We start from the raw sequence: 25,782 nt of genomic DNA, 5'->3' as shown, positions 1-25,782 counted from the left end.
CAAAGCCCAGCCGTCCCCCCCCCCCCCCCCCCCTCCCCTTCCTTCCCCCCCCCCCCCCCCCCCCCCCCCCCCCCCCCCCCGACACCGGAGGCCGACACCCCCGGGGGTGAGGCGGGTGGGTACTTGACGCTCGTCGTCCGGATCTCTAGTGTCCCAGGACAACAGACATCAGACGTCTTCTCTCCTGGTCTTTCGGGAGTCGGACCGGCCGTTTCCCTTCCGTACTTCCGTACTTCCGTACTTCCGTATTTCCGTACTTCCGTGATTTCGCGCTGCGCCGCGCGCACGCCTCAGACACCGGGGCCCCTTCATGCCACTGACGGACCTCCCGCTCGCCCAGTGCCTCGCACTGCGGCCCGACCTCGACGAGCCCGCCGACCTCGACGCCTTCTGGGACCAGACCCTGAGCGAGGCACGGGCGCACGCGACGCCACCCCTCTTCACGCCCGTGGAGACGGGCCTGACCCAGGTGACGACCTACGACGCGACCGTGCCCGGATTCGCCGGCGAGCCCGTGCGCGGCTGGCTCCACCTGCCCGCCGGGGCGAGCGGCCCGCTGGGCTGCGTGGTGGAGTACCTCGGCTACGGACGCGGGCGCGGCCTGCCGCACGAACAGGTCCTGTGGGCCAACGCCGGTTACGCGCACTTCATCATGGACACGCGCGGCCAGGGCTGGTCCACCGCGGGAGGGGACACCCCCGACACCGCCGCCCTCAACGGCACCGTCCCCGGCTTCCTGACCCGAGGTGTGGAGAGCCCCCACGACCACTACTACCGGCGGGTGTTCACGGACGCCGTGCGCTGCGTCGACGCCGTCCGCGCGCACCCGGCCGTCGATCCGGACCGGGTCGCCGTCACCGGCGTCAGCCAGGGCGGCGGCGTCGCCCTCGCGGTGGCCGGGCTGGTGCCGGGCCTGGCGGGCGTGCTGCCCGACGTCCCGTTCCTGTGCGACATCCGGCGCGCGGCGAGCATCACCGGCCTGCCGCCCTACACCGAGGTCGCCGAGTACCTGCGCCTGCACCGCGACCGCACCGAGACCGTGTTCACCACCCTGTCCTACGTCGACGCGGCCCTGCTGGCCGCCCGCGCCACCGCCCCGGCCCTCTTCTCCATCGCCATGATGGACGAGGTCTGCCCGCCCTCGACGTGCTTCGCCGCCTACCACCGCTACGGCGGCCCCAAGGACCTGTGCGTCTACGAGTTCAACGGCCACGAGGGCGGCGGCGGCCACCACCGGCGCGCACAACTCGCCCGGCTGCGGGAACTGCTCGCCCCGCCCGGCGCCCCCACCGGTCTCTCCGCCCTGCACGACCCCCGACTCGCCTGACCCCTCACCCGAGAAGAGGCCTGTTCATGCAGCGAAGAGTCTCCCTGGCCATCGGCACCGCCTCCCTGGCCGTCCTCGTGGCCACCGTCCCCCTCGCGCACGGTGCGCCCGAGGCACCGCCCGCCGCCACCGCCGGCACCCTCACCTCGCAGGACATCGCCACCGCCGGCACCGGCTCCCCCCACTACCGCATCCCCGCCCTGACCCGCACCACCAAGGGCACGCTGATCGCCGCCTACGACGCCCGGCCCACCCTGGGCGACCTGCCGGGCAACATCGGCGTCGTCGTGCGCCGCAGCACCGACGGCGGCACCACCTGGCAGGCGCAGCGGGTGGTGCGCAAGGAGGCCGCCCCCAAGGGCTACGGCGACCCCAGCCTCCTGGTCGACCGGGAGACAGGACGGATCTTCGTCTTCTACGCCGCCTCCGTGAACCAGGGCTTCTTCGGTTCGGCGACCGGCAACGACGAGAGCGACCCGAACGTCCTACAGGCCGACTACAGCTACTCCGACGACGACGGCCTGACCTGGAAGCACGAGCGGATCACCGCCGACATCAAGAACCCCGCCTGGGCCGGCATGTTCGCGGCCTCCGGCGAGGGGATCCAGCTGCGGCACGGCACCTACAAGGGCCGCCTGATCCAGCAGTACGCCATCCGCCACAACGGCGCCAACTACGCGGTCAGCGCCTACAGCGACGACCACGGCGCCACCTGGAAGACGGGCACCCCGGTCGGGCCCGGCGGCGACGAGAACAAGACCGTCGAGCTGTCCGACGGCCGCGTCATGCTCAACAACCGCTCCAAGCCGTACCGCACGGTCGCGTACTCCACCGACGGCGGCGTCACCTACACCCCCTTCCAGCAGGACAGGGAACTGCCCGACCCCGCGAACAACGGCTCCGTCGCCCGCTTCGCACCGGACGTGCCCGCCTCCCACCCGCGGTCCTCCTGGCTGCTGTTCAGCAACACCGCCACCACCGGCAGCCGCAGCAACCTCACCGTCCGCCTCTCCTGCGACAACGGGCGGAACTGGCCGGTGCGCAGGACCGTCGAGGCCGGCTCGGCCGCCTACTCCACGCTCACCCCGCTCAGCGACGGCACCGGCGCCAATCCCCGGATGGGCCTGCTGTGGGAGCGCGACGACTACCGGCACATCACCTACTCGTCCTTCGACCTCAAGTGGCTCGGCGGCGTCTGCGCACCCGTCACCGTGACTCCGCCCGCGTCCCTGCCCGCCGGGAGGACCACTGACGTCACGGTCCGCGTCGTCAGCCAGAACGACGTGCGGCTCCCCGCCGGCACGGTCTCCCTGAAGCTGCCGCAGGGCTGGAGCGCCCCCGCCGTCACCATGCCCGCGCTCGACCCGGGCCAGGGCGCCAACGTCAAGATCCCCGTCACCGTCCCCGCGAACGCCACCGCGGGCGGCGTGGCGGCCACCGCGACCTACCAGGTCCGCGGCTCCCAGCACTCCTACGGCGACGCGACGCTCACCGTCACCGCGCCGTAGACCGGCCGGGGCCGCCCGCACACCCGCCCTTCGACGCGGTGCGCGGGCGGCCCGTTCCACCCCCGTACCACCACTCGCACAGCCCAGGAGACACCATGTCCTCGTCCCAGCCCCTGAGCGGCGTCGTGCCGCCCGTCTGCACTCCTCTGGATGCGTCGGGCGAGGTCGACACCGCATCGCTCGCCCGGCTCGTCGAGCACCTCGTCGGCGGGGGAGCGCACGGGCTGTTCGCCCTCGGCTCCAGCAGCGAGGTCGCCTTCCTCACCGACCGGCAGCGGGCGGTGGCCCTGGAGACGGTCGTCGAGGCGGCGGCGGGCCGGGTGCCCGTGCTCGCCGGCGTCATCGACATGACCACCCCCCGAGTGCTCGCCCACGCTCGGGCCGCCCGGCAGACGGGCGCCGACGCCCTGGTGGCGACCGCTCCCTTCTACGCCCGCACCCACCCGCGCGAGATCGCCGGCCACTTCCGCGCCGTCCGGTCCGGCGTCGACCTGCCCCTGTACGCCTACGACCTGCCCGTCTCGGTACACAGCAAGCTCTCCACGGCCCTGGTGCGCGACCTCGCCGTGGACGGCACCCTCGCCGGTCTCAAGGACAGCAGCGGCGACGAGGGAGGACTGCGCCGCCTGATCGTCGAACTCGGCGGACGCCACGGCCGGAAGGACGGCCCGGCACCCTCGTTCAGCGTCCTCACCGGCTCCGAACTCACCGTGGACGCCGCCCTGCTGGCCGGCGCCGACGGCGTCGTCCCCGGCCTCGGCAACGTGGACCCCGCCGGCTACGTGCGCCTCTACGACGCCGTGCGCGGCGGCGACCTGGACGGCGCGGTCAGGGAACAGGAGCGGCTCGTCGAGCTGTTCGGCCTCGTCGACGCGGGCTCCGAGGACGAGATGGGCCGCAACTCCTCCGCCATCGGCGCCTTCAAGCACGCCCTGCGGCTGCTCGGGGTGTTCACGCACGGCACCACCGCCGCCCCGCAGATCCAGCTGGGCGAGGCCTCGGTCGCCCACGTCGAGCGGCACCTGCGCGGCGCCGGGCTGCTCCCGGTCCGATGAGCGGACGGCACTTCGACGCGCCGGTGATCGGCCTCGACCTGGGCGGCACGAAGATCGCCGCCGCCCTGGTCGGGGCCGGCGGCACCGTCCTGGCCCGGCACACCCTGCCCACCCCGGCGACAGAGGGCGCCCAGGCGGTGCTGGACGCCCTGGCCGTGGGGGCCCGCGCGGTGTGGGCGCCGGGGGCCGCCGCGATCGGCGTCGCCGCGGCCGGCGTCATCGATCCCGCCACCGGCACCGTCACCAGCGCCACCGACACGATCCGCGGCTGGGCCGGCACCGCCCTGGCCGTCGGCCTCGCGACCCGTACGGGGCTCCCCGTGGCCTGCGACAACGACGTACGCGCCGCCGCCGCGACGGAACTCGCCGCCCTCGGCGACGACGGCATCCTGATCTACGCCGCCGTCGGCACCGGCGTCGGAGGAGCCGTCGCCGCGTCGGGACGCGTGCTGCACGGCGCCGCCGGAATCGCCGGGCACCTCGGACACCTGCCGAGCCCCGAGGCGGACGGCCTGCCCTGCACCTGCGGGGCGACCGGCCACCTGGAGGCGATCGCGGCCGGACCCGCCATCACCGCCCACTACGCGCGGTGCGGCGGTCAGCGGGCGGACCGCCTCCAGACCGTCGCCGAACGCGCCGCCCACGGCGACCCGCACGCCACGGAGGCCATCACGCTCGGTGCCCGCGCGATGGGCCGTGCTCTGGGCGGCCTCGCCAACGCGCTCGGCCCGCACCGCGTGGTCGTCGCCGGCGGCGTGCCCCGCGTCGGCGCCCTGTACCGGGACGCCCTGTGTGCGGCGTTCGCCGCTGAACTCATGCCCCCGCTGCGCGCGTTGCGCCCGGCGCCGCCGCACGGCGGAGCCGACGCCGCCGTCCTCGGGGCGGCCGCGCTGCCCCGGACCCTGCCCCTGCACCGCCCTCAGACCACGGGAGTTGCCCCATGACCCCGGCCCAGCCCCTGGCCGAATCCCTGGCCGGCCGCCTGATCGTCTCCTGCCAGGCCCCGCCCGGGGACCCGATGCGCCACACCGGCACCCTGGTCCGCATGACCCTCGCGGCACGCGAAGGGGGTGCGGCGGCCGTGCGCGTCAACGACCCGGAGGTCGTCGCCGCCACGGTCGCGGCCGTCGGCCTCCCGGTGATCGGCCTGTGGAAGGACGGCGACAGCGGCGTCTTCATCACCCCGACCGTGCGCCACGCGCTCGCCCTCGTGGAGGCGGGTGCCGCGGTCGTCGCGGCCGACGCCACCGCCCGGCCGCGCCCCGACGGCAGTACGTTCGCCGAACTCGTCGAGGCCGTCCACGCGGCGGGCGCCCTGGTCATGGCCGACGTCTCGACTCTCGCCGAGGGCCGGACGGCGGCCGCCCAGGGGGCCGACTTCGTCGGCACCACCCTGTCCGGCTATGTGCCGGGCTCCCCGGTCCAGACGGCGCCGGACCTGGCCCTCGTGAGCGACCTCGCCGGGGCGATCGGCACCCCGGTGATCGCCGAGGGCCGGATCGCCACGCCGGAGCAGGCCGCGCAGGCCCTCGCGGCGGGCGCGCACAGCGTCGTCGTCGGCACCGCCATCACCGCGCCGACCGCGCTGACCCGGCTGTTCGCGCAGCACATGGCGTCCTGAACCAGCACGCGTGAGGGGCGGCGGGAGACAACCCACCGCCCCTCACGTGCTGTCGCGATCAGACCGCCGGGGCCGGGTACGTCGGGTACTCCACCCCGGAGACGTGCTGCACGACGCGCACGACCTGGCAGGAGTAGCCGAACTCGTTGTCGTACCAGAGGTAGAGGATCGCGTTGTCACCCTCGACCTTCAGCGCGCCGGCGTCGACGATCGAGGCGTGGCGCGAGCCGATGAAGTCGCTGGAGACCGCGTCGGGGGCGCTGATGAAGTCGATCTGGCGCTTCAGCGGCGAGGTCAGCGACACGCCGCGCAGGTGGTCGAGGACCTCCTCGCGGGTGGCCTCGCGGGCCAGCTGGAGGTTGAGGATCGCGATCGACACGTCCGGTACGGGCACGCGGATCGAGCTGCCGGTGATCTTCGCCTTGAGCCCCGGGAGGGCCTTGGCGACGGCGGAGGCGGCACCCGTCTCGGTGATGACCATGTTCAGTGGCGCGGACCGGCCGCGACGGTCCGACTTGTGGTAATTGTCCAGCAGGTTCTGGTCGTTGGTGAACGAGTGGACCGTCTCCACGTGGCCGCGCAGCACGCCGTACTCGTCGGCCATCGCCTTCAGCGGCGGGACGATCGCGTTGGTGGTGCAGGACGCGCAGGACAGGATCTGCTCGTCCGGCTTGATGGTGTCGTGGTTGACGCCGTGGACGATGTTGGGGACGTCGCCCTTGCCCGGCGCGGTCAGGACGACCTTGTCGATGCCGGGCCGCAGGTGCTTCGACAGGCCCTCGCGGTCGCGCCACTTGCCGGTGTTGTCGATGAGGATGGCGTTCTTGATGCCGTACGCCGTGTAGTCGACCTGCGTCGGGTCGTCGGCGTGGATCACCTTGATGACGTTGCCGTTGGCGAGGATCGTGCTGTTGGCCTCGTCGACGGTGATCGTGCCCTGGAACTGGCCGTGCACGGAGTCGCGGCGCAGCAGCGAGGCGCGCTTGACGAGATCCTGATCGCCGCCGCCCCGGACGACGATGGCGCGCAGCCGCAGGCCGTTGCCCGAGCCGGCCTTCTCGATGAGCAGGCGGGCGACGAGCCGGCCGATGCGGCCGAAGCCGTACAGGACGACGTCGCGCCCCTCGCGGCGGTCGGTCTTGTTGTCGCCGGTGGCTCCGGCGACGGCCTCCGCGGTGAACTCCTCCACCGTCAGCCCGCGGTCGTCGGCCTTGTAGGTCGCGGCGAGCATGCCGATGTCGATCTGCGAGGGACCGAGGTCGAGCGTGGTGAGGGCCCGCAGGAAGGGCATCGTCTCGGTGACCGACAGTTCCGCACCGGCGATCTGGCGGGCGAAGCGGTGGGTCTTGAGGATGCTGACCACCGACTTGTTCACCAGGGAACGGCTGTGCAGCAGGATGGTCACGTCCTGCTCCCGGTGCAGCTTCCCGATCATCGGGATCATCGATTCCGCGGTCTCTTCGCGGTGCTTCCAGTTGGTGAACGAGTCGTCGTTGACAGTCACGTCTCTATCTTTCGAGCTAGGCGGCGCTCATATGCTAACCCGACCGCACTTCTGATCGATCAAGTGGGCCCCCTCCTGATCAGATGAGTGCCAGGAGGTCCTGGTCGGACGAGTGCCAGTAGGGCTGGTGCCATGCACTCGACCCGGGTCTCCCGGCACGTGAACGCCCCGCGTTCCGCCGTGTACCGCGCGTTGCTGGACGCGGACGCCGTCGCGGCATGGCGGGTTCCGGGCGGCATGACCGCGCTGGTGCACATGTTCGACGCGCGAGAGGTGGCGCCTTCCGCGTCTCGCTCACCTGTGAGGCGCCGACGGCCGCCGGCAGGTCCGGCGCGCACACCGACACCTACCACGGGCGTTTCGCGCGGATCGTGCTCGGCCGACAGGTGGTGGACGTGCTCGAGTTCGAGTCGGCCGACCCCGCCTTCCGGGGCACGAGGACGATGACCACCGCGCTCACCGAAGCGGGCGGTGGCACGGAGTCCGTCGTCACCCACGACGGGCTTCCCGACGCGGTGCCCGCCGCGGGCGACGAGACGGGCACGCGTGCGCATGGCCCTGGCCGAACCGGCCGCGCTGGTGGAGGCCGCCGAGCGCCCGGAACGAGGCGACGGCGCCGTCGAGCCCCCGGGGCTCAGCGCGTCCCGCTCCAGGAGTGGGCGACGTCCACCACGAGGCGGCCGTCCAGCGCCAGCACCCGGAAGGGCAGCCGGGTGCGGACGCCGAGCCCGATCTGTGTCTCGCCCTCGAAGCTGCCGGCGAACCGGGTGTCCCTGAAGGTGCGGTAGCCGGTGAGGTCCACATCCGGCAGGGGCCGGTCCGCCCGGCCGGGATACGTGGCGGCACCGGTCTCGGGGCGGTAGCCGGGTGCGGCGACCCTGACCTCCAGGACGGCTCCGCCGTCCACCGCGATCGGGCGGCCCGAGCCGTCCTGGTGAAGCCGGTCGACGTACCGGACGACGTACCCGATGCGGTCGGCGCTCGCACCGGGTACGTCGACGACCATCCGGTCGAAGCACGCGTGGCGCGCGGTCCTGACGTCCTTCACCGGGGCCGTCGTCCCCGCGGCCCGGGTCTTGGCGAGGCTGCCCCAGCCCGTGGGGCATGCCGTGGTGTGCGCGGTGTCGCGTACGGTGCTCCGCGCGTCGGTGCCCGGGGCCGCGTCGGCCGCGACCGTGGCCGTCCCCAGGACGGCGCCCGCGAGTACGACCGTCACCCATGCTGTTCTGCTTCGTCGCATTGTGTCCCCCGGTGTATGCAAGTTCCGGTATGGGTGAGACGAGCCGAATGACCGAAAGGTTGCGGGTGCGTTGGGGGTGCACTGGGTGCTTCGGGTGTGTTTCGGGCGCGCATCGGGGGTACCGAGGGGGCGCACGCGACGGCGTGCGCCGACCGAGGACCCGGTCGACGCAGGGCGAGGACGCCGGGACGGCGTGCCGGACGCCGGGCCTGCGCCGGGTCCTGGCTTCCGCGTTGTCAGCGGTCCCGGTCCAGTTCCTCCTCCACGGGCGGCTTCGGCACCTCGCGCAGATGCTGCGACTGGCCCGGTTTGCCGCCCGCGCGGGCCTGTTCGGCGCGCTGCGCGGGAGAGGTGCCGAGGTCGGAGGCGGGGTCCACGCGCACCGACCGGGCCACCTCCTCGCGGTTGGCGTAGCTCTCGGGCGGGATGCCGCGCAGCGCGGCGACGGCGTCCTGCGAGGCGCCCGCCTCACGCGCCGCCCGGATCAGGTCGTCCTTGCCCGCGGGGAAGTCGACGCCCTTGATGGCGTCGACCACTTCTCGGGCGCTGGTGGTGTGGGACATGAGCATTTCTCCCGGTCGGTGCCTGGACTCCCGGAACCCCCGGGAATCCTCGGAGGCCTTCCGGGTAACCGCACGAGCCCCAGTACTCACATCCCCGGCACACCTCGCGGCTCTCCGGCGTACCCCGGGGTGCTCGAGCTTCCCGCCGAACCCGGCCGAACGTGATCGTGCCGGCACCGGGTGTGGGAACAGGATTGCGCCCTGGACGATCGGGTACGCGAGGCTGGACCGCCCCGTACCGATCATCGGGGCGGGCCCCATCACCGCCGCTATCAGGGATCAGTCATGGAAACACCCGCGAACGACAACTCCGTCTCGCCCGCCCGGCGCGCGCTGGACACACTCGCCGAGAACACCGAGGACACGGCGGCGCTCGACACACTCGCGAGCAGCGACGTCCTCATCCCGGTGCCCGACGACGCCAACGAGCAGGACGCCGCGGACCCCGGGATGCTGGCACTGCCGGTCCTGGAACAGCAGGGCGGCCGTCAGGTGGTGCCGGTGTTCACCTCGGAGCTGGAGATGGCCGACCTGCTGCCGTACGTCTCCCGCTACCGCATGGTGCCGCTGGGTGCCCTTGCCGCGCAGTGGCCGGCCGACGACCTGTCGCTGTCCATCGACGCCGGCTCGGAGCACCGCCTCACGCTCACGTCGGACGGAGTCCGTACCCTGCTGGCCCGTCCCTAGGGGCGCTCGCCGTCGCCGAGCATGCGGGCCAGTACGGCCCGCTGCAACGGCAGCACCTCGGTGTGCAGGTCGCGGCCCCTGCGGGTCAGCGCCACGTACACACCGCGCCGGTCCTCCGCGCACATCGTGCGCTCCACCAGCCCGTCCTTCTCCAGCCGGGCGATGAGCCGGGACAGGGCGCTCTGGCTCAGGTGGACCCGGCCGACCAGGTTCTGCACCCGGCACTGGGCGCCCTCGCCCGGCCCCTCGGTCACGAGGAGGTCGAGCACCTCGAAGTCGCTCGCGCCGAGACCGTGCGGGTGCAGCGCACGGTCGATCTCGCACATGGTGCGCGCGTGCACCGAGAGGATCTCACGCCACCGTTCCTCGAGCCGCGCACCGGCCGTCTTGACTGCCATACCAGCACGGTAACACCGGGAGCACTGTTCATTGACTGTGCAACTAGTGTGCGCGCAAGGAACACGCTCCGGTCAGACCCGAGGAAACGCTCCGGTCAGACCGGGGAAACGCCCCGCCCCGGCCCGAGGAAATGCGGGAAATACCCCCGGCAGGCCCGAGCAAACGACCCGGGCAGGCCCGAGCAAACGACCCGGGCAGGCCCGAGCAAACGACCCGGGCAGGCCCGAGCAAACGACCCGGGCAGGCCCGAGGACACCCCCACGGGACACACCGAGGAAACACGGCTCACGCCGAGTCCCGTTTCACCAGCTCGGTCGGCAGGATCACCGCCGCCGGGTCCTCCCCGCCGATCTGGGCCAGCAGCACCCGGACCATCTCGGCGCTGATCCGGTCCCAGGGCTGCCGGATGGTGGTCAGCTCGGGACTGGCGGCGACGGCCGCGGGGGAGTCGTCGAAACCACCCACCGCCACGTCCTGGGGCACTCGCCGCCCCGCCCGTTGCAGTGCTGCCAGTACCCCCTGCGCCATCAGGTCGGACGCCACGAACACGGCGTCCATGTCGGGGGCCCGCGCCAACAGCCGCTCCGCCCCGGCCTCGCCGCTCGCCCGGCTGTAGTCGCCCGAGACGACGAGCCGTTCGTCGATCGCGATGCCGGCCTCGCCGAGCACCTCCCTGTAGCCGGCCAGGCGCTCCACACCGCCCGGGGTGTCGAGCGGGCCGGTGACCACACCCACCCGCCGCCGTCCCAGCGACAGCAGATGGCGGACCATGTCGCGGGCGCCGTCCCGGTCGTCGGCGGCCACGTAACTCACCTTCGAGCCCAGCCCGATCGGCTTGCCGCACGCCACCAGCGGTACCCCCGCCGCGCGCAGTTCCTCGGCGACCGGGTCCCCGGAGTGGCTGGACACCAGCAGCACCCCGTCGACGTGCCCCGCCGTGATGTACCGCGTGATGCGCCGCCGTTCGTCCTGGGTCCCGGCGAGCATCAGCAGCAGCGGGACGTCGTGCGCGGCCAGCGCCTGGGTGCAGCCGCGCAGCAGGACGTTGAAGTTGGGGTCCTCGAAGAACCGCTCCTGCGGCTCGGTGAGCAGGAAGCCCACCGAGTCCGACCGTCCGGTGATCAGCGACCGGGCGTGCCGGTTGACGACGTAACCCGTCTTGCGGATGGCCGCGTTGACGGCTTCCTGCGCGGCCGGACTGACGTAGTGCCCGCCGTTGAGCACCCGTGACACCGTGCCCCGCGACACTCCCGCCTCGCGCGCCACGTCGTGGATCGTGGGCGGTCGGCGCCGGCCCCCCGTATTGCTCATGGTCACGACTTTACGGCCCCGGAGAGCAGGTCGAGGCTCCAGAAGCGCTGGACGACCAGGAAGAGGACGACCAGCGGAAGCACCGCGAGGAACGCACCGGTGATCACCAGCGTGTAGAGCGCCGGCGTGTTCGCGCCCTGCTCCAGCAGCGTGTGCAGACCGAGCGTGATCGGGAACTTCTCGTCGTCGCTGAGCATGATGTACGGCAGCAGGAAGTTGTTCCACACGGCCACGAACTGGAACAGGAACACCGTCACGAGGCCCGGCACCATCATCGGCAGCGCGACCCGGGTGAAGATGCGCCACTCGCTCGCCCCGTCCATCCGCCCGGCCTCCACCACGTCGGCGGGTACGGCCGCCGCCGCGTAGATCCGCGCCAGGTAGACGCCGTAGGGGGAGAGGATCTGGGGGAGCAGCACGGACAGGTACGAGTCCGTCAGGTCCGCCTCGGCCAGCAGCAGGTACTGGGGGACGGCGAGGATCACCGGGGGCATCAGCACGCCCGCCAGCAGCACGTTGAACACGGTCTCCCGGCCGCGGAAGCGGTAGGTCGCCAGCGCGTAGCCGCTGACCGCCGACACGGCCGTGGACAGCAGGGCGCCGAGACCGGCGTAGAGGGCCGAGTTGGCCATCCACTGCCAGTAGACGCCGTCGCGGTAGGCGCTGAGGTCGCCCAGGTTGTCGGCGAAGCCCGTGCCCGGCAGGAAGGTGAAGGTGGAGAACAGTTCGCTGCCCGACTTGGTGGCCGCGATCACCACCCAGGCCACCGGCAGCAGGCAGTAGACGGCGCCGAGCAGCAGCGTGAGCGTCGGGACCAGCGCGATCCGGCGGCGCGGCGGAGGCCCCTGGGCGGTGCCGGGCGTGGTGCCCGCCGCCGGCTGTGCCTTGCGGACGGCGAGGGAACTCATCGTGCTGCCTCCTGCTTGTTGCGGCGGTTGGCGGCCCGCAGGAACCCGAAGGACAGCGCCAGGGTGACGAGCGCGATGATCGCCGCCTGGGCCGCGGCCGCGTGGATGTCGCCGTTGCCGAAGGCGTCCTGGTACACCTTCATCAGCGGACTCCAGGTCGTGGACACGGAGTTGGTGAGCGGTTTGAGGGTGGTCGGCTCGCTGAACACCTGGAGCGTGGCGATGATCGAGAAGAAGAACGTCAGCACCAGCGACGGCGCCACCATCGGGATCTTGACGCGCAGCGCGATCTGCGACGGGGAGGCGCCGTCCAGCTTCGCCGCCTCGTACACCTCGGCCGGAATGGACTGCAGCGAGGTGTAGATGACGATCATGTTGAAGCCGGTGCCGCCCCAGATCGCGATGTTCGACAGGGCGAGGTAGAGCGGACCGCCGTCCAGCAGGTCCGGCTGCGGCAGACCGAACCGGTCGAGCACGAAGTAGAAGGGACTGACGTCCGGCAGGTACAGGAACCCCCACAGCAGCGCCGCCACCACGCCGGGAATGGCGTACGGCAGGAAGATCGCGAGCCGGGTGACCGGGGTGAACCGCACCTTCTCGGAGTCGAGCATCAGCGCGAACAGCAGGGCCAGGCCCAGCATCACGGGCACGACGAGGCAGCCGTAGCCGAGCACGCGCAGGGCTCCGTCCAGCAGCTCGCTGTCGCCGAGGGCGTCGGTGTAGTTCTGGAAGCCGGCCCACACCTCCTGCCGCGCACCGGCGCCGAGGCCGAGCCCGGACACCTCCACCTTGCGGAAGCTGAGATAGACCGCGTAGCCGATGGGCAGCGCGAAGAACAGCAGGAACAGGGCGATCGCGGGGACGAGGAAGAAGTAGGGAGCGCGAAGCGCTCCGTTGCGGGCGCTGGTGGGGGACGGGTGGGCGTTCGGGGCGCCCTTGACCCCGTGCGGCCCGCGGCGTGCCGTCGTGCTGGTCACCGGGCGACCTCGAAGCCCTGCTTCTTCAGGTCGGCGACCGTCTCCTCCTGCATGGTGTCGAGGGCGGCGGCGAAGTCCGACTTGTCCTTGGCGGCGGCGCCGAACGCGTCCTTGAAGGTGGTGTACGCGACGTTGACGTTGGGCCCCCAGGCGGAGGGCGCCGTCGTCTTCGCGATGTCGGCGGCCTTGGTGTAGAAGTCCGGCTGGTTGGAGAAGAACTCCGGCGGCTTGGTGAACGCGCCGCTGAGCTGGGCCGAGGTGGAGGCCGGGTAGATGCCGCCCTCCTTGGCCAGGGCGTTCAGCGCGCCGCGGTCGGTGTTCAGCCACTCGGCGAACTTCGCGGCGGCGTCCTTGTGCTTCGAGTCGGTGGTCACGCCGGTGGAGGAGCCGCCCCAGCTGCCGGTGCGGTTCCCGCCGTCCGGCCACTGCGGGAGCGGGGCCATGGCCCACTTGCCCTTGGTGTCGGGCGCGGCGGTGGTCAGCGTGCCGGGCGCCCACACGGCGCTGACCCAGGCGAGCTGCTTGCCCGTGTTGAGCGCCTTGTTCCAGGCCGGCGTGTACATCGGCTGGTTGTCGACGGCGCCCTCCTTGACGAGGCCGCCCCAGAACTCGGCGACCTTCTTCGTCGCCTCGTCGTTGACCCCGACCTTCCACTTCTCGCCCTCGGTCGACCACCACTTGGCGCCGGCCTGCTGGGCGAGGCCCGCGAAGAGGCCGGAGTCGTTGGCGGAGAAGGTGGTGAGGTCCTTGTCGGGAGCCGCCTTCTTCAGCTTGCGCGCGGTCTCGGCGAACTCGTCCCAGGTGGCCGGGACCTCGAGGCCGTACTTCTCGAACAGGTCCTCGCGGTAGTAGAACATCATCGGCCCGATGTCCTGCGGGACGGCGTAGACCGCGTCCGTGCCCAGTGTGGTCTGCTGCCACACGCCCTCCGCGAACTCGCCCTTCACGTCGCCGACCTCGCCCGAGATGTCGGCGAGCGCGTCGTTGCTGACGAGCGTGGGCAGTGCCTGGTACTCGGCCTGCACCAGGTCGGGCCCCTGGCCGGCCTTGTGCGCGGTGAGGATCTTGGTGACCAGCGTGTCGCCGGACGCCTGCTTCTTCACCGTGACGGTGATCTGCTGCTCCTTGCCCGGGCCCTTGTTCCACAGGTCGACGACCTTGTCCATGCCGGGCGTCCAGGTCCAGTACGTCAGCGAGACCGGACCCGACTCGGCGCCGCCGCCGTCTTCGGACGAGCCGCAGGCGGCGAGGGTGGTGGCGCCGAGTGCGACGGCGACGGCGGAAGTCACCAGGCGGCGGCGCTTCGTGTACGGCATGGAACTCTCCCCTGACCTGGGCCTCCGCCTGCTGCGGAGACCTGCCATGCTTCTGTGAGCGTTCACAGTAGAGAAACATCCCGGACACTTGTCAATGGTTGTTGCTGTGCGGTTATGTTGGGCTCGCACCGCTGGAGATGTGTGTGCACGTTCCCAATTGATCGATCACACGGGAGACCATCCATGCCGGAGACCACCCCCAGAGGCCTCACCGGGCTCGCCTTCGGCGGGGACTACAACCCCGAGCAGTGGCCCGAAGACGTCTGGCAGGAGGACGTCCGGCTGATGCGCGAGGCCGGCGTCACCATGGTGAGCGCCGGGATCTTCTCCTGGGCGCTGCTGGAGCCCGCACCGGGCACCTACGACTTCGGCTGGCTGGACCGACTGCTGGACCTGCTGCACGAGAACGGCATCCGCGTCGACCTCGGCACGCCCACCGTGGTCCCGCCCGCCTGGTTCTACCGTGCCCACCCGGAGGCGCTGCCCGTGACCGTCGAGGGCGTGCGGTACGAGTTCGGCTCCCGCGGCGCCATCTGCCACAGCAACGCCGACTACCGCGCCGCCGCCGCGAACATCACCACCAAACTCGCCGAGCGCTACGGCACCCACCCGGCGCTCGCGCTCTGGCACGTCCACAACGAGTACGGCGTCCCCGTCTCCGCCTGCTACTGCGACTCCTGCGCCGCGCACTTCCGACGCTGGCTGGAAAAGACCTACGGCACGGTCGACGCCGTCAACGAGGCCTGGGGCACCGCCTTCTGGGGCCAGCGCTACGCCGACCTCGACCAGATCAACCCGCCGCGCCTGACACCGACGGTCGGCAACCCGGCCCAGGCGCTGGACTACAAGCGCTTCGCCGACGCCACCCTGCGCGAGAACTTCACGGCGGAGCGGGACATCCTGCACCGCCTCTCACCCGGCGTCCCCGTCACCACCAACTTCATGACCGCCCTCAGCCAGTGCGACTCCCTCGACTACTGGGCCTGGGGCCGCGAGGTCGACCTCGTCACCAACGACCACTACCTGATCACCGACGGCCGCCGCACCCACGTCAACCTCGCCATGGCCGCCGACCTCACCCGTTCCGTCGCGGGCGGCGCACCCTGGCTGCTGCTCGAACACTCCACCTCGGGCGTCAACTGGCAGCCCCGCAACCCTGCCAAGGCCCCCGGCCAGATGGCCCGCAACTCCCTGGCCCACGTGGCCCGCGGCTCCGAGGGCGCGATGTTCTTCCAGTGGCGGCAGTCGAGGCGCGGCGCCGAGAAGTTCCACTCGGCGATGCTGCCGCACGGCGGCACCGAGACGCGCGTGTGGCGGGAGGTGGTGGAACTCGGCGCCTCGATCGACTCGCTGGACCCCGTCCGCGGCACCCGCACCGAGGCCGACGCGGCCATGGTCTGGGACTGGCACTCCTGGTGGGCGCAGAACCTCCAGTGGCGCCCCAGCGAGGACCACGACCCGCGCGAACGCGCCGACGCCTTCTACGAGGCGCTCTACGACCGCCACCTCACGGTCGACTTCGCCCACCCGGAAGCCGACTTGTCGGCCTATCCCCTGGTCGTCGTCCCGGCCCTGTACCTGACGACCGAGGCGGCCGGGAACAACCTCAGGCAGTACGTCGAGAGGGGCGGAACCCTCGTCGTCTCGTACTTCTCCGGCATCGTCGACGAACACGACGCCGTCCACGAGGGCGCGTACCCCGGTGCGCTCAGGGACGTGCTGGGCCTCACCGTCGAGGAGTTCTCGCCCCTGCTGGCCGGCGAACGGGTGCGGGTCACCGGCCCGGACGGTGCCGGGCTGAGCGCCGACGTGTGGACGGAGTTCGTCGTGCCGCGCGGCGCCGAGCCGGTGTGGACGTACGCCGACGGCCTGGCCGCGGGCCGGCCCGCCGTCACCCGGCACCGCCTCGGAGAGGGCACCGCCTGGTACGTCTCCACCCGCCTGGGCGCGGAAGGCCTGGACGCGGTCCTGGCCCGGGCGGCCGAGGACGCGCGCATCACCCCGCGCGCCGACCTGCCCCGTGACGTCGAGGTCGTGCGCCGCACCGGCGAGTCGGGCACCTACCTGTTCGCCATCAACCACACCGCCTCGGACGCCGAGGTGCCGCTGGACGCACCCGGCACCGAGCTGCTGACCGGGGAACGCGCCGCGGGCCGCCTTCCGGTCCCGGCCGGCGCCGTCCGGGTCGTACGGCTCGACGGCCGGCCGTAACTCATATCTCCTACGTCGAAGGGACGACGGACGACGATGTTCCACCCCAGACGCACCCTCAAGGCCCTGCTGCCGCCCCTCGTGGCCGGGCTCGCCCTCACCGCCCTGCCGGCCCAGAGCGCCCACGCGGCGAGCAGCCTCACCAACGGCGGCTTCGAGGCCGACGGCGGCGGAGCGGCCACGCCCACGGGCTGGTCGGAGTACGGCTCGACCGGCGCCTCGTACACCGAGGCGGGCGGCCGCGGCGGCGGCAACCGCCTGAGCCACTGGTCGTCGTCCGCGTACCGGGTCGAGACGTACCAGTACCTTTCCGGACTCACCGACGGCAGCTACCGGCTGACCGCATGGGTCCGCTCCGGCGGCGGTCAGAACGCCGCGTGGATGGCCCTGAAGAACTGCGGCGGAGCCGAGCAGCGCACCGACCTTCCGGTGTCCTCCAGCGGGTGGATCCGGATCGTCGTACCGGTCGAGGTGACCGGCAGCCAGTGCACCATCAGCATCAACAGCGACGCGAACGCCGGCAACTGGATCAACGTCGACGACCTGACCTTCACGCCGGGCACGTCGGCCGGACTGCAGGTCAAGGGGGCCGACGTCTCGTCCCTCGCCAAGAGCGAGGCCAAGGGCGGCGTCTACCGCACGGCCTCCGGCGCGAAGGGCGACCCGCTCGGCATCCTGAAGTCCGCCGGCATGAACTACGCCCGCCTGAAGGTCTGGGTGAACCCGGCCGACGGGTACAACGACAAGGCGCGTGTGCTGGAGACCGCCGAGCGCGTCAAGGCGCAGGGCATGAAACTGCTGGTCGACTTCCACTACTCGGACACCTGGGCCGACCCGGGCGCCCAGAGCACGCCCGCCGCCTGGGCGGGGCACTCGTACGGCCGGCTCAAGAGGGACGTGTACCAGCACACGTACGACGTGCTGAGCGCGCTCAAGGCGCAGGGCACCGGCGCCGACATGGTCCAGGTCGGCAACGAGATCAACGGCGGCATGCTGTGGAACGAGGGCTCCACCGACAACTGGACACAGCTCGCCGGGCTGATCAACAGCGGGTACGACGCGGTCAAGAGGGTCGACGCGGACACCCCCGTCGCGCTGCACCTCGCCAAGGGCGGTGACCTGGCGGGCACCCGCTGGTGGTTCGACAACGCCGTCGCGCACGGCGTCCGGTTCGACGCCATCGGCCTGTCGTACTACGGGTACTGGCACGGTCCGCTGTCCGACTTCCAGACCACCCTGGACGACGCGGCCGCCCGTTACGGCAAGCCGGTCTTCGTCGCGGAGACGGCCTACCCGTTCCGGCTGGACAGCGAGGACGCGCACGAGAACATCATCGACGTCACGGGCGAACTCGTTCCCGGCTACCCGGCGACCCCGGCCGGGCAGAGCGCGTGGATGAACACGGTGGCGAACATCGTGGAGGCCGTCCCGAACGGCCGCGGCCTCGGCGTCTTCTACTGGGAGGCGACCTGGACCGCCGTGGAGGGCAACGGCTGGGACCCCGCCGACCCGTCCTCCGGCAACGGCTGGGAGAACCAGGCCCTGTTCGGCTACGACGACAGGGTGCTGCCCGCGGCGGCGTGGTTCCGCCACCGCTGACACCTTCCGCACCCTTCGCGCACCTTCCGTACCGGCGAGACGGTCCGGTACCGGGTCAGGCGGTCCGGTACCGGGTCAGGCAGTCCGGTACCCGGGCAAGGCGCCGGAGTCCCGGACAGCGGGGCCCCGGCTGCGGGACAGTGGACGGACACAGTACGGGCGGGTCCGGACGGAGGGAGGACGAGATGCTGAGGATTCCCGTGCACGGCACGCGTCTCGACGTCCTGGAGTGGCTCAAGGATCCGGCCGCCCATTTCCCGCCCCAGCACCACGCGGACGTCGTCGCGCACGGCGTCCGCGTGGAGCTCGTCGCCGCGAAGCTCGGCGTGTCCCGCCGGGTGGCCGGGACCCACCTCGAACTGCTGGCGGGGCTCGGGCTGCTCCGCGCCACCAGGATCCGGCGCCGGACGTACTACCGGCGCGACGAGGTACGGATCGCCGAGGTGGCGCGGATGTTCGAGAAGGGCTGGTAGACCGACGTCTGCGAGGCGTCCCCGGGAGGTACGACTCGGGACCGGTCCGAACACCCAGGGCGCCGCCGTTCGGCCGTCCCGGCCCACCTCGCCGCGACGCCGCCCGCGGCACTCACGGCGGTGTGGCTCACCACCTGGGCGACCCGCCGCCGGCCGGCGCCGGCCTGTACGAGCTGAAGGACGCCCTGGGCACCGGGGCGGGCGCCGCCCCGCTGGCGGTCGGCACCCTCGTCTCCTTCGTGGTGGCCTACGCCTCCATCGCCTGGCTGCTGAAGTTCGTCGCCAAGCACTCCTTCAACGCCTTCGTGATCTACCCGATCGTCGTCGGCGTCCTGCTGTTCGGGCTGCTCGGCGCGGGCGTACTGCACGGCTGACCGTCGCACGCCGGGACCCGACCGGCACGCACTCGCCTCTCAGCGGGCGTCGCGCAGCGGCTCCCCGACGCTCCTGAGGTGCCGCAGCGCCTGCCCGTACGAGGCGAACAGTCCCGTCTGGCAGTACGGGACGCCCAGCTCGGCGCAGTACCGCTCGGTGATGGCCTGGGCCCTGCCGAGGGCGGGCGTCGGCATGCTGGGGAAGAGGTGGTGCTCGATCTGGTAGTTGAGGCCGCCCATGAAGACGTCGACCAGCGCACCACCGCGCACGTTGCGGGAGGTGAGGACCTGGCGGCGCAGGAAGTCGAGCCGCGTGCCCTCCTCGATCATCGGCATGCCCTTGTGGTTGGGCGCGAAGACGGAGCCCAGGTAGACCCCGAACAGGCCTTGGTGCACGGCGATGAAGGCGAGCGCCTTGCCGGGGGACAGGAGAGTGAACAGCCCGCCGAAGTACAGGACGAAATGGGCGACGAGCAGCGTGCCCTCCACCACCGGACGCTTCATGTGCGGGCTGCGCAGCGCCTTGAAGCTGTTGAAACTCAGATTGAGACCCTCCAGCGTCAGCAGCGGGAAGAACAGGGCCGCCTGGTGCTTGCCGACGAAGCCGGGAAGCCCCTTGGCCTTGCTCGCCTGGCGCTGCGACCAGACCAGGATGTCGGGCGAGACGTCCGGGTCCTTCTCCTCGTGGTTGGGGTTCGCGTGGTGGCGCGTGTGCTTGTTCATCCACCAGCCGTAGCTCATGCCCAGTAGCAGGTTGGCCACCAGGAGGCCGCCGATCTCACTGGGCCGGCGGCGGGAGAAGACCTGCCGGTGGGCCAGGTCGTGGGCCGCCAGCGCGAGCTGGCCGAAGACGGCGGCCAGCGCCACCGCGACGAACAGCTGGCTCCAGCCGTCCCCCAGGGTGAGAAGGGCGGCGACGCCGCCCGCGAGCGCGAGGGCGACGGCGCCGAAGCGCACCGTGTAGTACAGAGGGCGGCGCCGGAGCAGCCCCGCGGCGGTGATGCGCCGTGAGAGTTCGGAGAAGTCGCTTCCCTTGTCGCTTCCCTTTTCTCGTTCGCGCGGGGGCAGGCTCTCGATGAGCACCGTTGGATTAGCCATGTACCTCAGTATGTGAACGGTTTCCCGGCCGCAGAATGACGTCTGCCCCCGAAGCGGGGGTGCGGCTAGCCCCACCCCCGGCACCGCGGTCCTCGGCATCGCCGCCCGGCGGTGCGGCGGGACCGGACCGGAGGAACAATGGTGATCATGAGTACGCCGACTACCTTCCAGCCGGTCCTGGAGCGCATCGCCGAGGAGATCGAGCGGACCCCCGGCAGCGGCCGGCCCGCCGACTACATCCCGGCGCTCGCGGCCTGCGACCCGCGCCGCTTCGGCATGGCCGTCGCCGAGCCGGACGGCACGGTGTACGGGGTGGGCGACTGGCGGGAGCCGTTCTCCGCGCAGTCCATCACCAAGGTCTTCACCCTCGCCCTCGACCTGTCCCGCGAGGGCGACGCCCTCTGGGAGCACGTGGGCCGCGAGCCGTCCGGCAACCCGTTCAACTCCCTGGTGCAGCTGGAGTACGAGAACGGCATCCCGCGCAACCCGTTCATCAACGCGGGCGCCCTCGTCGTCACCGACCGCCTGCACACCCGCACCTCGGACGCGGCCGGGGAACTGCTGGCCTTCCTGCGTGCGGAGAGCGGCAACCCGGACCTGACCTACGACGAGGACGTCGCCGCCTCCGAGAGCGCGCACGGGGACCGGAACGCCGCACTCGGCCACTTCATGGCGTCGTACGGCAACATCGACAACCCGGTGCCGGTCCTGCTGGAGCAGTACTTCCGCCAGTGCTCCATCGCCGCGTCCTGCGCCGATCTCGCCCTCGCGACCGGGTTCCTGGCCCGGCACGGCATCCGGGCCGACGGCACCCGGCTGCTGAGCCGCAGTCAGGCCAAGCAGGTCAACGCGGTGATGCTGACCTGCGGGACGTACGACGCGGCCGGCGACTTCGCCTACCGGGTGGGCCTGCCGGGCAAGAGCGGGGTCGGCGGCGGCATCATCGCGGTGGTGCCCGGCCACTGCACGCTGTGCGTGTGGAGCCCGGGCCTGGACGAGCGGGGCAACTCGGTGGCGGGAGTGGCGGCGCTGGACCGCTTCACCACGCTCACGGGACTGTCGGTCTTCTGAACGGACGGCCGGCGGACTCGACTCCCCTACGGCCGAGACACTTTGAGCCGCAGTGCCAGCGCCATGACCCCCGCGCCGAGCAGGGCGGCGCAGGCGATCGTCCCGGCCTGGGACCAGCCCGGGGCGTCCGGCGACGGCCGCGCCGCCGGGACCGCCGAGGGCACGGCCTCCGGTCCCTGCCGGGGACGGACACCCCCGGGCGCCAGGGAACCCACCGGATCCACGTGCCCGGCCGCCTCGAATCCCCAGTCGAGCAGTGAGCGGGCCTCCTCGTACACGGCGTGGCCACCGCCCTCCTGCGGGTTCATCACGCTCACCACCAGCGTCAGCCCGTCACGGCGGGCGGCGGCGATCAGCGTGTTGCCGGCGTGGCTGGTGTAGCCGTTCTTGATGCCGACCAGCCCCGGGTACGGCTCCACGCCGTCTTCCCCGGTGAGCAGCCGGTTGGTGTTCACGATCCCGTACGAGTCCCCGTTCCGGCCGGGGAACATCGCGTCGATCTTGGCGCAGTACCGCGCGAAGTCCGGGTTGCGCAGCCCCGCCCGGCCGAAGACCGCGAGGTCGTACGCCGACGACACCTGCCCCGGCGCGTCGTAGCCGTCGGGTGAGCGCACGTGTGTGTCGTGGGCGCCGAGGGCACGGGCCTCGGCCTGCATCCTGGCCGCCGTGGCGCTCCAGCCGCCGGTGAGCGAGGCCAGGACGTGGACGGCGTCGTTGCCGGAGTTGAGGAAGACCCCGTTCCACAGGTCGGAGACACGGTACGTGCGGCCCTCGACGACACCGACCAGGCTGCTGCCGGGGCCGATGCCGGACAGTTCGTCCGCGCTCACCTGGTGGCGGATGCCGGCCGGCAGTACCGGCAGAACGGTGAGGGCGAACAGCGTCTTGAGGGTGCTGGCCGGCGGCAGCTTGCGATGCGCGTCGTGCGCCGCCAGCACGTCGCCGCTGCCCGCGTCGGCCACCACCCAGGACAGCGCGGAGACGTCGGGGACCCGGGGAGCCCCGGGCCGGGGCCGGACCTGCGTGCCGGAGCGGTACAGCAGTGACGGCTGCGGCGCCGCAGCCGCTCGTGGCCCCCCGGGCGGGCTGGGGGCCGGCAGCTCGGCTCGGGCGGCCGCGGCGGCGGGCATGAGCGTGAGCAGTCCCGCGGCACAGAGCACGCAGGTGGATCGAGCCGCCCGGGACGGGAATCCGATAGTCATACCGCAAACGTAGGAACGGACCCCCGGACCGCCACGCTGCCCGGGCCGAGTCGCGCGGGCAAGCACCCGGATGCCGCAGGCGAGACCGGCCCGGGGCGCCGTCTCCCGACGGGGCCGTCAGTCGGCGGGCAGCGTCGGCTGGACGCGCCGCAGGAACGTGGCGTTGTCCGGTGTCCGGCGCATCCGCTCCAGCAGCGTCTCCAGGCCGGACTGCCCGTCCCGGGCCCCCAGGGCACGCCGCAGTCCGCGTACGGCCGTCGACTCGGCGGCGGACAGCAGGAGTTCCTCGCGTCGCGTGCCGGAGCCGGTCATGTCCACGGCCGGGAAGACCCGGCGGGAGGCGAGCTCCCGGCTCAGCCGCAGTTCCATGTTGCCGGTGCTCTTGAGTTCCTCGAAGTAGAAGTCGTCGGCACGCGAGCCGGTCTCCACCAGGGCGGTGGCGAGGATGGTGAGGGAGCCGCCCTCCTCCGCCTTCCTGGCCGCTCCGAAGAACCGCTTGGGGCCGAGCAGCGCCCCGGCGTCGACGCCGCCGCTGAGGGTACGGCCGCCGGAGGAGGCGGCGGTGTTGTGCGCCCTGCACAGCCGGGTGAGGGAGTCGAGGAGGATGACGACGTCCTCACCGGCCTCGACCAGCCGTTTGGCCCGCTCGATCACGAGCTCGGCGAGTGCGATGTGCTGTTTGGCACTCTGGTCGAAGGTCGAGGAGTACACCTCGCCCCGCACGGACCGGCGCATGTCGGTGACTTCCTCGGGCCGCTCGTCGAGCAGCACCACCATCAGGCGGGACTCGGGGTGGTTGCCGGCGACCGCGGCGGCGAGCTGCTGGAGGAGGACGGTCTTGCCGGTCTTCGGCGGGGCCACGATCAGGCCGCGCTGGCCCTTGCCGACCGGGGCGATCAGATCGGCGACCCGCCCGGTCAGGCCGGCCGCCGGGTGTTCCAGGCGCAGCCGCTCGTGCGGGTGCAGTGGTGTCAGGTCATGGAAGTGCCGTCGGGCGCCCTGCCCGTCCGGTGCGCGGCCGTTGACGCGGACGACGTCGGTCAGGGTGCGCCGGTCGCCGGGTACGCCCTCGACCAGGTCGCCCTTGCGCAGGGCGTGGCGGCGGATCAGCGCGGGGGAGAGGGAGAGATCGGACGGTTCGGGCTGGAGGTTCCTGCCCCGCAGGTGCCCCTTCCCGCTCGCGTCGATGTCGAGGACACCGTTCGCGATCTCGGCCGGGGCCTGCTGTACAGGGGGGTGTTCGAGTGTGGTGGTCATGGAGTGCGGTCCTTTCGAGGACACGGGCATGGGGCATGCGGAAGGAAGGGGGGGGAGAAGCCGTGCGAGGGGTCGGACGACGCGCCTCCGGACGGCGGGAACAGCATCTCGACGCAGCGGGTGAAAGACCCTGCTCGAGCGGTTGTGCTGAGAAGCGGACGCGCCGGTCGCAACAGGACGGGCGGGTCGGCGAACCGAAGGAAAACTGGCACCGGCGCCCCGAGGGGGCGTACACAGGTACTGGTCGCACCGTACCACGGGGAGTGGTGGTACGGCTACGGCGGCGGGACGTTCCTGCGTCCCACCTCCCTCAACACGTCCGGTGCGGCGGCTGTTCCTTGTTCCGTCCTCCGACTTCCGTATGCGCCTGGCCGGACTCGTCGAGGTGCCGGACGTCGCACTCGTTGATCCGGCGGTCGCCCCACCCGCGCCGCGAAGACCGGTGCGCGGTCGCTGCCGTCCGCCTCGCGCCCGACGGTGCGAGCGCGTGCTCACGGTGCGGGGAGAGCGGCGTGCCCCCGCCGGGCCCACCGGACAGGCTCTAGGCTGACCGGATGTTCAGCCCCGAAGGCCCCACCCTGCGCGAACTCGCCGTCCAGGCCCTGTCGTCGGTCGAGCGCGGCTACGACCTGCTCGCCCCGAAGTTCGACCACACCCCGTACCGCACGCCGGACCGGGTGCTCGACGCCGTGGCCTCGGCGCTGGCGCCGGCGGGGCCGTTCGACGACGGGCTCGACCTGTGCTGCGGCACCGGCGCGGGCGTGGACGTGCTGACCCGGGTGTGCCGGGGGAGCGTGACCGGGGTCGACTTCAGCGCGGGCATGCTGGAGGTCGCCCGGGGGCGCACCGTGCCGGAGGGCCCGGCGGTCTCCTGGGTGCGCGCGGACGCCCGCGCCCTGCCGTTCGGTCCCGCGTTCGACCTCGTGGTCAGCTTCGGGGCGTTCGGGCACTTCCTCCCTCGTGAACTGCCGGGCCTGTTCACCCAGGTGCGTTCCGTGCTGCGGCCGGGCGGCTGTTTCGCCTTCCCCGTCGCCGCGCCGGCCCGCCCCGGCTCCCGGGGGTACTGGACGCTGCTCGGCTTCGACGCGGCGATGCGGGTGCGCAACGCGCTGTGGCGGCCGCCGTTCGTCATGTACTACCGGACCTTCCGGCTCGGGGACGTGGGCCGGGAACTGGCCCGTGCCGGTTTCCGGACGGACCTGCACGCCCTGCCCGAGTTCGGGCGCCGGCCCGACGGCAGCCCGCGCGCCCGGCTGGTTCTGGCCCGTCGGCTGCCGTGAGGGTGTGCGCGGGCCGGGTCAGCCGGCCGCCGGCAGTGTGAACTCGTAGACCAGCGCGTCCTGTCGGGCGTCCACGAGGAGGTCCGTGATCTCCAGCGGCCGCGCGTACTGGTCGTGCACCCGCCGGACGACCCGCACCGACGGTGTGTCCGCGAGCCGGGTGATCGTGTCACGGTGGTGGAGGGTCAGGCCCGCTCTGCGCATCCAGTCGTAGGTCCGCCTCAGCTGCACCGAGGCGGCGCCGTCGGCCCGGTCGCGGTACCGGGCCAGCTCCTCGACCTCGGCGAGCGCCACCGTGGAGAACGAGGTCACGGCCGTCCGCCGGGCGCTTCCGTCGGCGGTCGCGGAAGTGTAGCGGTGCACCAGGGTCGGCCGGTCCGGCGCCAGCCCCAGCGCCGCGGCGTGCTCCGGCGGCGGGGGCTCCCAGGCGACGGTGGCCCGGTCGCCGGTGCACGCCTCCGTGGCCCGGGCCCCGACCGGGAAGGTGAGGGACGCCGGGCTCTGGGCCGACGGCCTGGGCAGGGTGGCGTGGCTGCCCCGCCGGTCGGTGGTGAGCAGGCCGTCCCGGCGCAGTGCCTCCAGGGCCTGCCGTACCGTCTCCCGGCTCACCCCGAAGTGCGCGGCCAGCCGGCGTTCGCCCGGCAGCCGTTCGCCGGGTGGGACGGCCCCGTCGCGCAGCTCGCCGAGCAGCTGCGCGGCCACCCGCCGGTACAGGGGCTGACCGTCGGTGAGGGGGTGGTCGTGCGGGGTGGTGCGGACCATGCCGCGCCCTCCTGTTGGTGACGTGTGGCAGCCGCGCGG

The 25,782-nt window shown here is 72.3% G+C and carries 23 protein-coding genes and 1 pseudogene; 12 read left to right on the top strand and 12 right to left on the bottom strand.

Annotated elements, in window-relative coordinates; translation table 11 throughout:
- Positions 1-310 precede the first annotated feature (310 nt).
- The 5 genes from ACZ7G3_RS26065 (at position 311) to ACZ7G3_RS26045 (ending at position 5,511) form a co-directional block, all read left to right on the top strand.
- Entirely contained in the window at positions 311-1,327 is a 1,017-nt protein-coding gene (locus tag ACZ7G3_RS26065; protein WP_470928448.1) for an acetylxylan esterase, read from the top strand.
- A gap of 26 nt (positions 1,328-1,353) precedes the next feature.
- Positions 1,354-2,835: an exo-alpha-sialidase gene (locus tag ACZ7G3_RS26060; protein ID WP_470928447.1), complete on the top strand. Its 1,482-nt coding sequence runs from the start codon at positions 1,354-1,356 to the stop codon at positions 2,833-2,835.
- A 95-nt stretch (positions 2,836-2,930) separates the two neighbouring features.
- Positions 2,931-3,890 carry a dihydrodipicolinate synthase family protein gene (locus ACZ7G3_RS26055; protein ID WP_470928446.1) on the top strand — a complete coding sequence of 320 codons (960 nt, stop codon included), beginning with the start codon at positions 2,931-2,933 and terminating at the stop codon, positions 3,888-3,890.
- On the top strand, positions 3,887-4,834 hold the full coding sequence (locus ACZ7G3_RS26050) for an ROK family protein (protein WP_470928445.1): 948 nt from the start codon (positions 3,887-3,889) through the stop codon (positions 4,832-4,834). The genes ACZ7G3_RS26055 and ACZ7G3_RS26050 overlap by 4 nt, the downstream gene beginning before the upstream one ends.
- Entirely contained in the window at positions 4,831-5,511 is a 681-nt protein-coding gene (locus ACZ7G3_RS26045) for an N-acetylmannosamine-6-phosphate 2-epimerase (RefSeq protein ID WP_470928444.1), read from the top strand. The genes ACZ7G3_RS26050 and ACZ7G3_RS26045 overlap by 4 nt, the downstream gene beginning before the upstream one ends.
- Before the next feature lie 58 nt (positions 5,512-5,569).
- On the opposite strand, the gene ACZ7G3_RS26040 is transcribed toward ACZ7G3_RS26045, so the two are convergent.
- From ACZ7G3_RS26040 to ACZ7G3_RS26030, 3 genes are all read right to left on the bottom strand, one after another.
- Positions 5,570-7,015: a glyceraldehyde-3-phosphate dehydrogenase gene (locus ACZ7G3_RS26040; protein ID WP_426601596.1), complete on the bottom strand. Its 1,446-nt coding sequence runs from the start codon at positions 7,013-7,015 to the stop codon at positions 5,570-5,572.
- 634 nt (positions 7,016-7,649) lie between these two features.
- A complete protein-coding gene (locus ACZ7G3_RS26035; protein WP_426601595.1) occupies positions 7,650-8,255 on the bottom strand; it encodes an AMIN-like domain-containing (lipo)protein in 606 nt (201 codons plus the stop codon).
- A gap of 236 nt (positions 8,256-8,491) precedes the next feature.
- Positions 8,492-8,818 carry a DUF2795 domain-containing protein gene (locus ACZ7G3_RS26030; protein ID WP_426521938.1) on the bottom strand — a complete coding sequence of 109 codons (327 nt, stop codon included), beginning with the start codon at positions 8,816-8,818 and terminating at the stop codon, positions 8,492-8,494.
- A gap of 285 nt (positions 8,819-9,103) precedes the next feature.
- Here ACZ7G3_RS26030 and ACZ7G3_RS26025 point away from each other — a divergent pair, with 285 nt between their 5' ends.
- Positions 9,104-9,505 carry an SseB family protein gene (locus tag ACZ7G3_RS26025; RefSeq protein WP_426601593.1) on the top strand — a complete coding sequence of 134 codons (402 nt, stop codon included), beginning with the start codon at positions 9,104-9,106 and terminating at the stop codon, positions 9,503-9,505.
- Here the strand turns inward: ACZ7G3_RS26025 and ACZ7G3_RS26020 are convergent.
- The 5 genes from ACZ7G3_RS26020 to ACZ7G3_RS26000 form a co-directional block, all read right to left on the bottom strand.
- Positions 9,502-9,903: a MarR family winged helix-turn-helix transcriptional regulator gene (locus ACZ7G3_RS26020; protein WP_426601592.1), complete on the bottom strand. Its 402-nt coding sequence runs from the start codon at positions 9,901-9,903 to the stop codon at positions 9,502-9,504. The two genes, ACZ7G3_RS26025 and ACZ7G3_RS26020, sit on opposite strands and share 4 nt — an antisense overlap.
- A 286-nt stretch (positions 9,904-10,189) precedes the next feature.
- A complete protein-coding gene (locus ACZ7G3_RS26015) occupies positions 10,190-11,221 on the bottom strand; it encodes a LacI family DNA-binding transcriptional regulator (protein WP_426521941.1) in 1,032 nt (343 codons plus the stop codon).
- Positions 11,218-12,123 carry a carbohydrate ABC transporter permease gene (locus ACZ7G3_RS26010; RefSeq protein WP_426601591.1) on the bottom strand — a complete coding sequence of 302 codons (906 nt, stop codon included), beginning with the start codon at positions 12,121-12,123 and terminating at the stop codon, positions 11,218-11,220. The genes ACZ7G3_RS26015 and ACZ7G3_RS26010 overlap by 4 nt, the downstream gene beginning before the upstream one ends.
- Entirely contained in the window at positions 12,120-13,100 is a 981-nt protein-coding gene (locus ACZ7G3_RS26005) for a carbohydrate ABC transporter permease (RefSeq protein WP_470928443.1), read from the bottom strand. The genes ACZ7G3_RS26010 and ACZ7G3_RS26005 overlap by 4 nt, the downstream gene beginning before the upstream one ends.
- Entirely contained in the window at positions 13,097-14,416 is a 1,320-nt protein-coding gene (locus ACZ7G3_RS26000; RefSeq protein WP_470928442.1) for an ABC transporter substrate-binding protein, read from the bottom strand. Before ACZ7G3_RS26000 ends, ACZ7G3_RS26005 begins: the two co-directional genes overlap by 4 nt.
- Before the next feature lie 183 nt (positions 14,417-14,599).
- On the opposite strand from ACZ7G3_RS26000, the gene ACZ7G3_RS25995 reads away from it, so the two are divergent.
- From ACZ7G3_RS25995 to ACZ7G3_RS25980, 4 genes and pseudogenes are all read left to right on the top strand, one after another.
- Positions 14,600-16,627 (top strand): beta-galactosidase, encoded by a 2,028-nt coding sequence (locus ACZ7G3_RS25995; RefSeq protein ID WP_470928441.1) that lies wholly within the window; start codon positions 14,600-14,602, stop codon positions 16,625-16,627.
- 36 nt (positions 16,628-16,663) lie between these two features.
- Positions 16,664-18,226 carry a glycoside hydrolase family 53 protein gene (locus ACZ7G3_RS25990; RefSeq protein WP_470928440.1) on the top strand — a complete coding sequence of 521 codons (1,563 nt, stop codon included), beginning with the start codon at positions 16,664-16,666 and terminating at the stop codon, positions 18,224-18,226.
- Positions 18,227-18,411: 185 nt separating this feature from the next.
- Positions 18,412-18,699 (top strand): ArsR family transcriptional regulator, encoded by a 288-nt coding sequence (locus tag ACZ7G3_RS25985; RefSeq protein ID WP_470928439.1) that lies wholly within the window; start codon positions 18,412-18,414, stop codon positions 18,697-18,699.
- 134 nt (positions 18,700-18,833) lie between these two features.
- Positions 18,834-19,073: pseudogene (locus ACZ7G3_RS25980) on the top strand (undecaprenyl-diphosphate phosphatase); the annotation flags it as partial.
- Positions 19,074-19,112: 39 nt separating this feature from the next.
- On the opposite strand, the gene ACZ7G3_RS25975 reads toward ACZ7G3_RS25980, so the two are convergent.
- Positions 19,113-20,171, bottom strand: coding sequence for a fatty acid desaturase family protein (locus ACZ7G3_RS25975; protein WP_426601585.1), 1,059 nt, complete (start codon positions 20,169-20,171; stop codon positions 19,113-19,115).
- Between the two features lie 138 nt (positions 20,172-20,309).
- Between ACZ7G3_RS25975 and ACZ7G3_RS25970 the strand changes: the two genes are divergently transcribed.
- Entirely contained in the window at positions 20,310-21,242 is a 933-nt protein-coding gene (locus ACZ7G3_RS25970) for a glutaminase (RefSeq protein ID WP_426601584.1), read from the top strand.
- A gap of 26 nt (positions 21,243-21,268) precedes the next feature.
- On the opposite strand, the gene ACZ7G3_RS25965 is transcribed toward ACZ7G3_RS25970, so the two are convergent.
- Positions 21,269-22,444 carry a D-alanyl-D-alanine carboxypeptidase family protein gene (locus tag ACZ7G3_RS25965; RefSeq protein WP_470928438.1) on the bottom strand — a complete coding sequence of 392 codons (1,176 nt, stop codon included), beginning with the start codon at positions 22,442-22,444 and terminating at the stop codon, positions 21,269-21,271.
- Positions 22,445-22,561: 117 nt separating this feature from the next.
- Positions 22,562-23,701, bottom strand: coding sequence for a transcription termination factor Rho (gene rho, locus ACZ7G3_RS25960; RefSeq protein ID WP_470928437.1), 1,140 nt, complete (start codon positions 23,699-23,701; stop codon positions 22,562-22,564).
- Positions 23,702-24,255: 554 nt separating this feature from the next.
- Here rho and ACZ7G3_RS25955 point away from each other — a divergent pair.
- Complete coding sequence (locus ACZ7G3_RS25955; RefSeq protein WP_470928436.1) at positions 24,256-24,981, top strand: class I SAM-dependent methyltransferase; 726 nt, start codon at positions 24,256-24,258, stop codon at positions 24,979-24,981.
- A gap of 18 nt (positions 24,982-24,999) precedes the next feature.
- Here ACZ7G3_RS25955 and ACZ7G3_RS25950 read toward each other — a convergent pair whose 3' ends face one another.
- The gene (locus tag ACZ7G3_RS25950; RefSeq protein ID WP_470928435.1) at positions 25,000-25,743 is read right to left on the bottom strand and encodes a GntR family transcriptional regulator; all 744 of its coding nucleotides are present in this window, start codon (positions 25,741-25,743) and stop codon (positions 25,000-25,002) included.
- Positions 25,744-25,782: the final 39 nt, after the last annotated feature.

This window comes from Streptomyces sp. NPDC037271, assembly GCF_055603605.1.
This window is presented reverse-complemented; position numbering and strand designations above follow the sequence as displayed.